Raw genomic sequence first — 12,231 nt, forward strand, 5'->3', positions numbered from 1 at the left:
ACCGTGTCACATCGCGCAACGCTCCACGAAGCGCCGCACGGACTCCGGCGCCGCGGCGGGATGTGTGTGCAGGTAAGAAGCGTGGACACCGTCGACCGCGAAACCCTCGCGAACGGGACGACCTTCGCGGTCGCGCCAGAACCACGCGGGCTGCTCACCCGATCCGGGAGTGATGCGGGTGCGGTGGAACTCGTGCCCCGTCCGGCGTTCCCCGGGCGCCGCGACCGGCGAGTCCGTCGCGGCGACGGCGTCGCGGTAGCCCAGCACGAGCCGCGAGGTCATCTCCGCTTCGGCGTCGAGCACTCCGCACATCGGCATGCCGTCGAGGGACCGCGCGAGGTAGAGCAGTCCTCCGCACTCCGCGTGCACGGGCCTTCCGAGATCCGCGACTTCCTTGCGCAGCACCGTGTTCGCACTCAGCTCGGCGGCGTGCTGCTCCGGGAAGCCGCCGGGCAGGAGCAGTCCGGCCGTGCGCTCCGGCAGGTGCTCGTCGCGCAGCGGGTCGAACGGGACGACCTCCGCGCCCGCCGCTTCGAGCAGTTCGAGGTGTTCCGCGTAGCCGAAGGTGAACGCCCGCCCACCCGCCACCGCGACGACGGGGCGACCTTCCACCGGATTGTCCACAGTGGACTCCCAGGGCGTGGTTCCCCGCCGTGGAGCCGATCGCGCGAGGCGGACGACGGCTTCGAGGTCCACCGACTCCGCGACGAGGTCGCCCATCGCGGCGACGGCGTCGAGCGCGGCGGCTCCGTGCTCGACCGCCGTGACCAGGCCCAGGTGGCGCGAGGGCACGTCGAGCTGCTGGCGGCGCGGGAGGCAGCCCACCACGTCGAGGCCGACCTCGTCGCAGGCGTCGCGCAGCACCTGTTCGTGGTGCGGGGAACCGACGTTGTTGAGCAGCACTCCGGCCAGGCGGACCTCGGGGTCGAAGCCGCGGAAGCCGTGCAGCAGGGCGGCGAGGCTGCGCCCCTGACCGCGCGCGTCCACGACGAGGACCACGGGTGCGTCGAGCAGCTTCGCCACGTGCGCGGTCGAGCCGAAGCTCGGCGTGCCGGAGCGGCCGTCGAACAGGCCCATCACGCCCTCGACCACCGCGATGTCGGCGTTGCCGGAGCCGTGCGCGAACAGCGGCGCGACGCGCTCCTCGCCGACCAGGACCGGGTCGAGGTTGCGGCCGGGGCGGCCCGCCGCGATCGAGTGGTAGCCGGGGTCGATGTAGTCCGGGCCGACCTTGAACGGCGCGACCCGGTGCCCCGCCCGGCGCAGCGCGCTGATCAGCCCCGTCGCCGCCGTGGTCTTCCCGCACCCCGAGCCCGGCGCGGCGAGCACCACCCGCGCCACGAGTTCCGCAGTCCTCAAGTACCCACAACCCCCGCTCGCGCTGTCGTCAACCACCACAAACCCCGGTGCGGCCCCGGTTCTCCGGTCTTCAAGTACACCGAACCCCGGCCCACGTAGTCGTCAACCACCACAAACCCCGTGGGGATGTCAGCCTCCGCCACTGGCTCAACGAGTGCACCCACCCCCGCTCACCACCCCACGTAGACTCAACCCGGGCACTCCACCGCCCCGCTCGTCCCAACGCGCCCGGCCGTGGTCTAACCCTTCCCGTTTCGTACTCCTCACGGGAAATGGAGCGCTCCCATTACCCGCCTGGAGTACGAAACGGATTGTGCGACGCTGGGAGTGGGGTCGGCAGGACGGTCCGGCGGGGGGTGTCACCACTCGATGCCCTTCTGGCCCTTCTGACCGGCGTCCATGGGGTGCTTCACCTTGGTCATCTCCACGACCAGGTCGGCGGCGTCGACCAGGGCAGCCGGAGCGTTGCGGCCGGTGATCACCACGTGCTGGTGGCCGGGACGCTCGGCGAGCACCGCCACGACCTCGTCGACGTCGATCCACCCCCAGTGCAGCGGATAGGTGAACTCGTCGAGCACGTAGAGGTCGTGCCGCTGCTCGGCGATTCGGCGGGCGATCTCGCGCCAGCCCTCGCGCGCGGCCTCGGCGTGGTCCTCCTCGCTGCCCTTCTTCCGCGACCAGGACCAGCCCTCGCCCATCTTGTGCCACTCGACGGGACCGCCCTGGCCGGTGTTCGCGTGCAGCTCGCCGAGCGCGCGGAAGGCGGCCTCCTCGCCGACCTTCCACTTGGCGGACTTGACGAACTGGAAAACGCCGATGTCCCAGCCCTGGTTCCACCCGCGCAGCGCGAGCCCGAACGCGGCGGTGGACTTGCCCTTCATGACGCCGGTGTGCACCACCACGAGCGGCCGGTTCCTGCGCTGCCGCGTGGTCTTGCCGTCGGCGGGCACGACCGAAGGTTGTCCTTGTGGCACAACGACCCCTTAGGCAGCGCGGGCGGCGCGGACGACCCCGGCCACCTGCTCAGCGGACAGTTCGGCGAGCTGGAGGCAGGTGCCGCCCAGCGCGAGGGCGAGCCGGTCGGGCAGGCCCAGCCGGACAACGCCGTTCTCGCAGTCGACGACGACGCTCGCGACTCCGTCGGCTTCGAGCAGCGCCGCCGCGCGCATCGCGTCGTGCAGCGCGTCACCGCCCTGGCTCGCGGAGACGGTGGCGCGGCCGTCGGTGACGAGGACCAGCAGCGGACGCCGACGAGGATCGCGAAGCCGTTCTGCGGCAAGGAGTTTCCGCGCGGCGAGCAATCCGTGCGCGAGGGGCGTGCGACCACCGGTGCGGAGCCTGCGCAGGCGCACCGCGGCAGCGTCCACAGAGGACGTTGGCGGCAGCGCGACCTCGGCGTCACGTCCCCGGAACGTGATCAGGCCGACCTTGTCACGTCGCTGGTAGGCGTCGCGCAGCAGTGACAGCACGGCGCCGGTCACCGCCGACATCCGCGAGCGCGCGGCCATCGAGCCGGACGCGTCCACGGCGAACAGCACCAGGTTTCCCTCGCGGCCCTCGCGAACCGCGCGGCGAAGATCTCCGGCGCGGAGTTCGAGCCCGGAGCCACTGCGCCCGCGCGCGTGCTGGTGCGGAGCGGCGGCCTGGACGGTCGCGGTCAGGTGCACGCCGTGTCCGTCCACAGTGGAGGATCGGACCACGCGGCCGGAGGACGAGCTCGAGCGGGAACGACGGCCTGGCGCGCCTTCGCCCAGCCCGGGGACCTGGAGCAGACGGGGGCGGAACTGCTGCGCGGGCTTGGCGGGCGGCTGCTCACCACCGCCGCCACCTCCACCGGACGGCTGTTCCTGCGACGACGGCGCCTCGCCCGGCTCGGGAGACGGAGCACCACCACCGTCGCCGTCAGGCCCGTCGTCGTCCGGCGGCTCCGGAGAGTCGGCCTGCTCCGCGGCGTCGCGAAGGGCCTGCTCCAACTGCTCGGAGTCCAGGCCGGGCTCGTCGAAGGGATCGCGGCGACGGCGGTGCGGCAGCGCGAGCCGGACCGCGACCTCCACATCGGCCGACGTCACCGCATCCCCACCACTCCACGCCGCGTGCGCGATCGCCGCGCGAGCCACCACGAGGTCAGCCCGCATGCCGTCGACCTCGAAGGCGGCGCACACCGCTGCGATGCGGCGAAGTTCGGTGTCCGGCAACGCGATACCCGGCAACGCCAGGCGCGCGGCGACGATGCGCTCCGCCAGCTCGGCGTCCGCCTTTTCCCACTGCTGCGCGAAACCAGCGGGATCGGCCTCGTAGGCGAGGCGGCGGCGCACGACCTCGGTCCGCGTCTCGACGTCACGGGAGGCGTTGACCTGCACCGTCAGGCCGAAGCGGTCGAGCAGCTGAGGCCGGAGCTCGCCCTCCTCCGGGTTCATCGTGCCCACCAGCAGGAAGGACGAGGCGTGCGAAACGGACACGCCGTCGCGCTCCACGTGCGCCCGCCCCATCGCCGCGGCGTCGAGCAGCAGGTCCACCAGGTGGTCGTGCAGCAGGTTGACCTCGTCGACGTAGAGCACGCCCCGGTGGGCCGCCGCGAGCAGGCCGGGCTGGTAGGCGCGCACGCCCTCGGTCAGCGCGCGCTCCAGGTCGAGCGAGCCGACGAGGCGGTCCTCCGTCGCGCCGACGGGCAGCTCCACCAGGCTGGAGGGCTTGGTGACGACGTCGGAGGCGTGCGGGCCGTCCGGGCAGCCGGGGTCGGGGCGGTGTGGATCACAGGCGAAGCGGCAGTCGCGCACGGTCTCCAGAGCGGGCAGCAGCGCCGCGAGCCCGCGCACGATGGTCGACTTGGCCGTGCCCTTCTCACCTCGGACGAGCACTCCGCCGATGCCCGGGTGCACCGCGTTGAGCAGCAGCCCCAGTCTCAGGTCCTCGTGGCCAACGACGGCGGAGAACGGATAGCGAGCGGTCACCAGCGCAGTTCCTTCCTCGGGTGTCCACGCCCGGGTAGGGGTCGGGCGCGCGGGGGTGCGCGCCCGGCGAAGGGGGTGAGTTCCTGGCTCCCGGATCGCTCCGGTCACAGTGGCGGGACCGCGCCGGATTCGCACCGGCTTCCTCGCACTCCCCTCGCGTCGTCCCCGGCATCATCACACACAGTGGGAAAACGCCGCGACAGTCAGGATTCTCACTGCTACGCATGCCGCATGGACAACGAAGACCCGCTTGCGGGGTCGAGCATGGATATGGACTTCGCTGAGAAATTCGCGCGTGACTGGGAGGATCGGTGGAACACCCACGACCTCGACCTGATCCTGGAGCACTACGCCGACGACGTGGTGTTCCACTCCCCGGTCGCGGCGCGGCTGCTCGGCGGTGACGGCAGGGTCGTCGGCAAGGCGGCGCTGCGGGAGTACTGGGCGAAGGGGCTGGAGTTCCTGCCCGAGCTGCACTTCGCCGTCGAGGGCGTGTACCTCGGCCTGGACACCATCGTGATCAACTACCGGAACGAGCGCGGGAACCTGGTCAACGAGATCCTGACGTTCAAGGACGGCAAGATCGTCTTCGGGCACGGGACCTACGCGCGAGCCACCTGAAGCCGCGTCGGCGCGCGGAAGGACAGCAGCCCCAGCATCGGCGGATCGGGCTCCAGCAGGCGGAGTTCGGGCAGCGCGCGGGCGACGGCGTCGAGCACCACGGCGGCCTCCGCGCGCGCCAGCCCAGCTCCCAGGCAGAAGTGCCTGCCGTGGCCGAAAGCCAGGTGCCGCCGCGCTCCCTCGCGCCCCGGGCACAACCGCGAAGGCTCGGCGAAGACCTCCGGATCGGAGCCGCTTCCCGCGAGCATGAGCAGCAGCTGAGCGCCTTCGGGCAGCTCAACACCGCCGATGTCGGTCGCGTGCGCGGTGACCCGCCGCCAGGTGATCACCGGGGGCTCGCGGCGCAGGATCTCCTCGACGCAGTCCGCCGCGAGGCCGTTTTCCCCTGCGGAGAGCCGTTTCCACAGCTCGGGACGCTCGACGCACCGGCGCAGCAACGTGCTGAGCAGCTGCGTCGTGGTCTCTTGTCCTGCGATCAGCAAGAAGTAACAGACACCGACCGCCTCGGCGACTCGCAGTGGGCGTCCGTCGGGCTTGCGGTGTGCCACCAGCGCTCCGAAGAGGTCGGACGGCGAGGGCTCGGCCGCCCTGACGCGCCCGGCGAGCCACTGGTGGAACTCCGCCGCCTCCTCGGCGAGCTGGCGTTGCCGCTCCGGATCGGGATTGCCCCAGAACAACTCCAGCGAGGCACGGCTCCACGCCTTGAGAATTGGTAGATCAACATCACCTATGCCCAACAGGCTGAGCAACACGACGCACGGCAGGTCACGCGCGATCAGCTCGACGAGATCGCACGAGCCGCCCTCCGCGAGCTGACGACGAGCCTCGCCGAGCCCGTCCGCGACGAGCGCGCGCGTCAGCTCCATGGCGTGGTCGATCCGGGCCGGGGTGAGGAAGGACGCGACGACGCGACGCAGGCCGGAGTGGCTGTCAGTGCCGTTGTTGGCCAAGGTCGGCGGCAGCGAGAACCCCGCCCGGGCAAGCATCCTGAGCGTCGAAACGGGCAGCGGTGTCACCGCCGTCAACGCGTTGTCGGGCCGGAACACCTCGGGGTCGGCGAGCACCGCGCGGATGTCGGCGTGGCGGCTGACGAGCCACAGCCCGGTGCTCGGATCGCGCTGGACCGGGGCTTGTTCACGCAGCCGGGCCAGCGGTCGTTCGGGCTCGGCGACGAAGCCGGGGTCGAACAAGTCGAACCCGAGCCCCACATCCGCTGACGCCCGCACGGGCACGACCGTAACCGGGCGATGCGAGACTTCCCGCGTGAGCTTGAGCACTGGACTCCACACTTTTGACTGGCTGGACACGCGTTCGGCCGCACGGGCGAAGGCCGGGCTGAGCCGAACGCTGCGGCCGAGGCCCGAGGTCGCGACCGTGCTCGACCTCGCGAGCAACGACTACCTCGGCCTCACCCGCGACCCCCGCGTCACGAAGGCCGCCGCCGACGCGGCGCTGCGGTGGGGCGCGGGCGCGACGGGCTCGCGCCTGGTCACGGGGACGACGGAGCTGCACGCCGAGCTGGAAGCCGAGCTCGCGGAGTTCTGCGGATTCCCCTCCGCGCTGGTCTTCTCGACCGGCTACGCGGCGAACCTCGGCGTGATCGCGGCGCTGTCCGGACCGGGAACTGTGCTGATCACCGACGCGCACAACCACGCATCGCTGATCGACGGCGGGCGGTTGTCCCGCGCGGAGACCGTTGTCGTGCCGCACCGCGATGTGACGGCGTTCCGGGACGCGCTGGCCAACCGCACCCGCAAGCGAGCCCTCGTGGTGACCGACTCGGTCTTCTCCGTGGACGGTGATCTCGCTCCGCTGGCTGAGCTGGCGGCCGCGTGCCGCGACCACGGCGCCGGGCTGGTCGTGGACGACGCGCACGGGCTCGGTGTGCTCGGCGCGGGCGAGGGAGCCGCCGCGGCCGCTGGGCTCGCCGGAGCGCCTGACGTCGTCGTCACCACCACGCTGTCGAAATCCTTTGGGGCACAAGGCGGAGCGGTTCTCGCATCCGAACGGGTGATCGCGCACCTGATCGACACCGCGCGGAGCTTCATCTTCGACACCGGCCTCGCTCCGAGCGCGGTCGGAGCCGCGCTCGCCGCGCTCCGGATCATCCGCGCCGACCCCGCACTGCCCGGCCGATCCCGTGCGGTCGCACGCGAGCTGGCTCAACGCCTGACCGAGGCGGGGCTGTCCGCCAGTGCTCCGGAGGCCGCCGTGGTCTCCGTCCGGGCCCCCTCCCCCGCCGAAGCCCTGGAGTGGTCGCTGCGCTGCCGGGCCGAGGGCGTCGCGGTCGGCTGCTTCCGCCCGCCGTCGGTCCCCGACCGCGTCTCCCGGCTCCGCCTCACCGCGCGCGCCGACCTCACGCCTGCGGAGATCACCACGGCGGTCGCGGTGATCCTGAGTTCAAACCCCGCTTCCGGTATTTGAGTGCTGGCAGGTCGGGGGCCGGTTCGAGTGCTCCCCTCCATCACAGCTCCATCGCTGCTCCATCCGCGCCTTCCAAGATCGCCCCATTCGCCGGCCGCCGCCACGGCCGCATCGGGAAGGAACGCGTGATGACCACGATCGCTGAGTGGATCAAGTCCAACGTCACCGACGACGACCGCGCCGTGCGGTGGTTCGCGGAGCCGGAGTGCGAGGACCGCATCGTGCGGGCCTACCGCGAACTGCTGGAGGGCTACACGATCGACCCGTCGACCCTGCTCAAGACCACCCGCCCGGTCGAGGGCGAGCACCAGGGCGTCGTCCGCGTGCACGAGATCAACTACTTCTCCATCTGCGCGCACCACTTCCTGCCGTTCTTCGGCAAGATCGACATCGCCTACGTGCCCGGCACCAAGATCATCGGTCTCGGCAAGTTCCCCCGGCTGGTCAACGCCTACGCCAAGCGCTTCCAGATCCAGGAGGACCTGGTCGCCGACATCGCCAGGGAGATCATGACCTCGGGCGGGGCGCGCGCGGTCCGCGTGCACTCCACCGGGCGCCACATGTGCATGTGCAGCAGGGGTCCCAGCGACCAGACCGTCGGCACCGACACCACCTACGTGCTCGGTGACCAGGCGCTGCTGGACTCCTACGGCATGCGGTCCTGACGTGAAGGCGCTGCTCACCCCGAAGGGGAACGAGAAGGCCGGTGACGTCGGGGTGCTGGTGCTGCGCGTGGTGGTCGGCACCTTCATCGCGTTGCAGGGCGAGCAGAAGCTGTTCAACCTGCTGGGCGGGGGCGGGCTCGACGGGACCGCGGCGTTCTTCGCCTCGCGCGGGTACGCCCCGGCCTACCCGTTCGCCGTCATCGCCGGGCTGACCGAACTGGTCGGCGGGCTCATGCTGGCCGTTGGCGTGCTCACCCCGTTGGCCTCGGCCGCGCTGGTGGGCGTCATGTCCAACGCGGTCGCCGTCACCCTGACCTCGGTCGGGTACTGGTCGAAGGACGGGGGTGCGGAGTACCCCATCGTGGTCGCGGTGATCGCGGTGTGCGTCGCCGCGATCGGCCCCGGCCGGTACTCGCTCGACCGGTCCCAGCCCTGGGCCTCGGGCGGAGCACGGCCCGCGCTCGTGGCACTGGTGCTCGGGGTGGGCAGCGCCGCCGCGGTGCTGCTGTTCACCGGCCCGTTGGTCGGTTCGTGATAACCACAGCCGACGTGGTGGTCGTGGCTTCCCGCGCCGGACGGCGGCACGTGCTGCTGATCCGGCGCGGGAAGGCGCCCTTCGTCGGGCACTGGGCCCTGCCGGGCGGGCACGTGCACACCGGAGAGTCCACTGTGGACGCTGCCGTGCGCGAGCTGGCCGAGGAGACGGGCCTGCTCTGCGTGGCGAAGGAGCTGCGGTGGGTCGGCGAGTACGCCGCACCCGGCCGTGATCCGCGCGGCCTCTACCGGAGCACCGCCTACCTGTTCGCGATCCCCGAACCCGTGCCGGTGCGCGGGTCCTCCGACGCGAAGGAGGCGGGGTGGTGGCCGTTGGCGGATCTGCCGAAGCTGGCCTTCGACCACCACGACATCCTCATGGACGCGGTCAGGGCCTGAGGTGCTTGATCGCCTCGGTGATCACGCGATCGCCCTTGGGCATGGAGATGTGCTCGTGGCAACCCACGTTCACGTTCGGCACGCCCGGGATCTTGACCTTGGACTCCGGCGCCATCAGATCGCAGCTGGAGGACAGCGTCTCGTACTTCGTCGGGCCGGGCGCGGGCGTGGAGTCGTTGAGCGCCTTGAGCATCTTCGAGCCCGGCTTCATGTCCGCGCACGAGTCGAAGAGGAAGCCGGGGCACAGCCTGGCCACGTCGGCGCCCTGGTTGACGCCGCCGATGGACAGCCAGCGCTTGGTCCTGGCGGTGCCGCCGAGCGACTTGACGTAGTGGCGGGTGGACAGCGAGCCCATCGAGTGCGCGACGATGTCGACCTCGCCCTTGAGCTGGTCCGCGATGGAGGTTGAACTGCTGCCAGTCGCAGTCCCAGCGGACAAGCTCGCGGTCGGCCCAACCCACGGCCTTGAACTTGTCGATCATCTCGGAGAACAGGATCGACGATCCCCCCGCTGAAGCCGCGCACAAAGACCACCGGGGTCCGCCCAGCCGCCTGAGCCGGAGCCGCGAACGACCAGAGCAGCGAAGCTAGCGTAGTTCGACCCTGGTCGAACCGGTCATCAAGAACTCTCACGCAGCTCGGCGAGCCCGTCGGCCAGGGAGCGCACGGGCGCGTAACCCAGCTCCGACCGCGCTTTCGCGATGTCGATCGTGCACTCCTGGCCGGAGACCCAGGCCGCCATCCGGTCGACCGCGCCCAATGCCACCGCGATCTTCGCGAGCCCACCGGGGATCGACCGTGCGGGCTCGGGAATGCCTTGTGTGGCAAGCAGTTCCGCGACGAACTCGCGGAAGACGACGGGCTGGCCGTCGGTGACGAAGTACGCCTGACCGGCGCGTCCCTTCGTCGCCGCGAGGACAAGGCCCTCCACGACGTTGTCCACGTGCGTGGCGTCCACTCGCTGGCGACCGCCGCCGATCCACGCGAACTTTCCCGATCGCACAGCGGAAACCAAGGACGGCAGCAACGTCGTGTCGCCGCGCCCCCAGATCATGCAGGGGCGCAGCACCACGGTTTCGAGGCCGTCGAAGCCCAGGACAGCCGCTTCCGCGCGCGCTTTGCTCGCCGCGTATGCCGCCTTCGAGTTCGGTTGCAGCGCAACGGTTTCATTCACGTTGACCAACGGTTGGCCGTTGCGCAGACCGGCTTCGCTGCCGACGTGGACCAGGCGGCGCACACCCGCGTCACGGCAGGCCTCCAGCACGCCGAGCGTGCCGTTCACGTTGTCGCGCAAGAACTCAGCGCGACTGCCGGAGCCGGGCGTGCGGGCGGCGGAGTGGAACGCCAGCTCGGCGCCGCGCGCCGCTTCGCGGAGGGAGGCGGCGTCGTCCAGGTCCCCGCGAACCGCCGTGGCCCCCAGGTCCACGACGGTTCGCGCGGCACGGTCACTGCGAGCCAGCGCGCGGACGGCGTGCCCGTCCGCGACCAAGCGGCGGATCAGGGCGGCCCCGACGAATCCGGACCCGCCGGTGACGAAGACGTCCACCCGTGACCACACTCCCGACTAAGTTGACCGATCGTCATACTTATAACTATGAGGATCGGTATAGTCAAGGCGTGCCACGACCCAAGTCGGACTCCCGGGACAAGATCGTCGACAGCGCGCGCAAGCTGCTGCGCAGGCAGGGCTACCACGCGACCGGCCTCGCGCAGGTGATCGAGGACAGCGGCGCCCCGCGCGGGTCGCTGTACTTCCTCTTCCCCGGCGGCAAGGAGGAACTGGCCGTCGCGGGGGTGCGCGAGTGCATCGGCGAGTGGGTCGAGCTGATCGGCCAGGCGCGCGCGGTGAGCGCTACGCCGGAGGACTGGATCTCATTGATGTGCAAGGGTTTCGCGGAGCAGCTGCGCGACTCCGACTTCACCGAGGGCTGCCCGATCACCACCGTGGTGCTGGACTCGGTGCCCACCTCCGAGCCGCTGACCGAGGCGTGCCGGGACGCGTACTCGGCCTGGCTGGGCGCGCTCGCCGAGGGACTGGTGTCCTACGGGATCGCGCAGGAGCGGGCCGACGAGCTGGCGATGCTGATGCTGGTGAGCCTGGAAGGCGCGATGGTGCTGTGCCGCGCCTTCCAGTCCACCGAGCCGATGGAACGGGTCATCCCACAGGTGCTGGCACTGATCGAGCACCGGCGCTGACCGCACTGGCAGCACTGCGCACCGCCGCGTCGAGGTCGGCCCACAGGTCGTCGACGTCCTCCAAGCCCACGGACATCCGCAGGAGCTGGTCGGAGACGCCGCAGCCGTGGCGGTCGGATTCCTCGACGATGCGGTGGCTCAGCGAAGCGGGATGCTGGATGAGCGTGTCCACGCTGCCCAGGCTGACCGCCGGGGTGACCAGCCGGACGGCCGCGATCACCGCGTGCGGGTCGCCCTCCACCTCGAACGCCACCAGCGGTCCGCCGAGTCGCGGGTAGTGCACGCGGCGGACCCCGGGGTGCGCGGCCAGCCTCCTGGCGAGCTCGGCGGCGTTCGCGGACTGCGCCTTGATGCGCACCGGGAGCGTGGAAAGCCCGCGCAGCAACAGGTATCCGGCGAGCGGGTGCAGCACTCCGCCCGTGACGATGCGGATCTGGCGCAGCACTCGCGCGTAGGACTCGTCGCACGCCACGACTCCACCGAGCACGTCTCCGTGCCCGCCGAGGAACTTCGTCGCGCTGTGCAACACGATCGAGGCTCCGAACTGCGCGGGGCGTTGCAGCACCGGAGTCGCGAACGTGTTGTCCACCAACAACGGCACCGATCCGCACGCGTCGGCCAGCGCACGCAGGTCGACCTCGCTCAGCGTCGGGTTGGCGGGCGTCTCGACGATCACCAGCCCGGTGTCCGGCCGGATCGCCGCAGCGACTTCGGCGGGATCGGCCCAGGTCAGCTCGTTGCCGAGCAGGCCCGAGGCGATCAGGTGGTCACTGGTGCCGTAGAGCGGGCGCACCGCGACCACGTGCGGCTTGCCCTGTGAGACGGCCGCGAGCAGGCACGCGGAGAGCGCGGCCATCCCGCTGGCGAAGGAAACGGCGGCGGGCAGGCCTTCGAGAGCGGCCAGCGCGGACTCGAAGCGGGCGACGGTCGGGTTCCCGAGGCGGCCGTAGATCGGCGCACCGGGCAGCTGCGCCCCTGCGGCGAAGGCGTCCAGGCGGATCGCCTCCTCCCGGCTGTCCCGGGACGGGTAGGTCGTGGAGAGGTCGAGCGGCACGGCGTGCACGCCGTGCCGCTCGACCTCT

At 71.2% G+C, this 12,231-nt stretch carries 13 protein-coding genes and 1 riboswitch; of the genes, 6 read left to right on the plus strand and 7 right to left on the minus strand.

Annotated features, from left to right (window positions below; genetic code table 11):
- Positions 1-6: 6 nt before the first annotated feature.
- From CCN37_RS19750 to CCN37_RS19760, 3 genes are all read right to left on the minus strand, one after another.
- The gene (locus tag CCN37_RS19750) at positions 7-1,359 is read right to left on the minus strand and encodes a cobyrinate a,c-diamide synthase (protein ID WP_246843159.1); all 1,353 of its coding nucleotides are present in this window, start codon (positions 1,357-1,359) and stop codon (positions 7-9) included.
- A 359-nt stretch (positions 1,360-1,718) separates the two neighbouring features.
- Complete coding sequence (gene cobO / locus CCN37_RS19755) at positions 1,719-2,333, minus strand: cob(I)yrinic acid a,c-diamide adenosyltransferase (RefSeq protein WP_086823091.1); 615 nt, start codon at positions 2,331-2,333, stop codon at positions 1,719-1,721.
- A 9-nt stretch (positions 2,334-2,342) separates the two neighbouring features.
- Positions 2,343-4,313, minus strand: a complete 1,971-nt coding sequence (locus CCN37_RS19760; protein ID WP_086823118.1) for a putative cobaltochelatase — start codon at positions 4,311-4,313, stop codon at positions 2,343-2,345.
- Between the two features lie 53 nt (positions 4,314-4,366).
- Positions 4,367-4,495: riboswitch (cobalamin riboswitch) on the minus strand.
- Between the two features lie 46 nt (positions 4,496-4,541).
- Here CCN37_RS19760 and CCN37_RS19765 point away from each other — a divergent pair.
- Positions 4,542-4,931 carry a nuclear transport factor 2 family protein gene (locus CCN37_RS19765; protein ID WP_246843161.1) on the plus strand — a complete coding sequence of 130 codons (390 nt, stop codon included), beginning with the start codon at positions 4,542-4,544 and terminating at the stop codon, positions 4,929-4,931.
- Here CCN37_RS19765 and CCN37_RS19770 read toward each other — a convergent pair.
- A complete protein-coding gene (locus CCN37_RS19770) occupies positions 4,913-6,157 on the minus strand; it encodes a cytochrome P450 (RefSeq protein WP_246843163.1) in 1,245 nt (414 codons plus the stop codon). The genes CCN37_RS19765 and CCN37_RS19770 overlap by 19 nt on opposite strands.
- A gap of 37 nt (positions 6,158-6,194) precedes the next feature.
- Between CCN37_RS19770 and CCN37_RS19775 the strand changes: the two genes are divergently transcribed.
- The 4 genes from CCN37_RS19775 to CCN37_RS19790 all read left to right on the plus strand — a co-directional run bounded on the left by CCN37_RS19775 (position 6,195) and on the right by CCN37_RS19790 (position 8,953).
- Complete coding sequence (locus tag CCN37_RS19775) at positions 6,195-7,355, plus strand: 8-amino-7-oxononanoate synthase (RefSeq protein WP_246843164.1); 1,161 nt, start codon at positions 6,195-6,197, stop codon at positions 7,353-7,355.
- Between the two features lie 128 nt (positions 7,356-7,483).
- Positions 7,484-8,020 carry a GTP cyclohydrolase I gene (gene folE, locus CCN37_RS19780; protein WP_086823094.1) on the plus strand — a complete coding sequence of 179 codons (537 nt, stop codon included), beginning with the start codon at positions 7,484-7,486 and terminating at the stop codon, positions 8,018-8,020.
- Position 8,021: 1 nt separating this feature from the next.
- A complete protein-coding gene (locus CCN37_RS19785) occupies positions 8,022-8,555 on the plus strand; it encodes a DoxX family protein (RefSeq protein WP_210408123.1) in 534 nt (177 codons plus the stop codon).
- Positions 8,552-8,953, plus strand: coding sequence for an NUDIX hydrolase (locus tag CCN37_RS19790; RefSeq protein WP_086823097.1), 402 nt, complete (start codon positions 8,552-8,554; stop codon positions 8,951-8,953). The genes CCN37_RS19785 and CCN37_RS19790 overlap by 4 nt, the downstream gene beginning before the upstream one ends.
- Here the strand turns inward: CCN37_RS19790 and CCN37_RS19795 are convergent.
- Positions 8,943-9,392 carry a hypothetical protein gene (locus CCN37_RS19795; RefSeq protein ID WP_086823100.1) on the minus strand — a complete coding sequence of 150 codons (450 nt, stop codon included), beginning with the start codon at positions 9,390-9,392 and terminating at the stop codon, positions 8,943-8,945. The two genes, CCN37_RS19790 and CCN37_RS19795, sit on opposite strands and share 11 nt — an antisense overlap.
- A gap of 180 nt (positions 9,393-9,572) precedes the next feature.
- Positions 9,573-10,499: an NAD(P)-dependent oxidoreductase gene (locus CCN37_RS19800; protein ID WP_086823103.1), complete on the minus strand. Its 927-nt coding sequence runs from the start codon at positions 10,497-10,499 to the stop codon at positions 9,573-9,575.
- Positions 10,500-10,570: 71 nt separating this feature from the next.
- On the opposite strand from CCN37_RS19800, the gene CCN37_RS19805 reads away from it, so the two are divergent.
- Entirely contained in the window at positions 10,571-11,149 is a 579-nt protein-coding gene (locus CCN37_RS19805; protein WP_168200748.1) for a TetR/AcrR family transcriptional regulator, read from the plus strand.
- On the opposite strand, the gene CCN37_RS19810 is transcribed toward CCN37_RS19805, so the two are convergent.
- The gene (locus tag CCN37_RS19810; protein ID WP_246843166.1) at positions 11,109-12,212 is read right to left on the minus strand and encodes a PLP-dependent aspartate aminotransferase family protein; all 1,104 of its coding nucleotides are present in this window, start codon (positions 12,210-12,212) and stop codon (positions 11,109-11,111) included. The two genes, CCN37_RS19805 and CCN37_RS19810, sit on opposite strands and share 41 nt — an antisense overlap.
- Between the last annotated feature and the right edge of the window lie 19 nt (positions 12,213-12,231).

Source organism: Allokutzneria sp. NRRL B-24872 (assembly GCF_002155965.1).
In the GTDB taxonomy this organism is placed as follows: domain Bacteria; phylum Actinomycetota; class Actinomycetes; order Mycobacteriales; family Pseudonocardiaceae; genus Allokutzneria.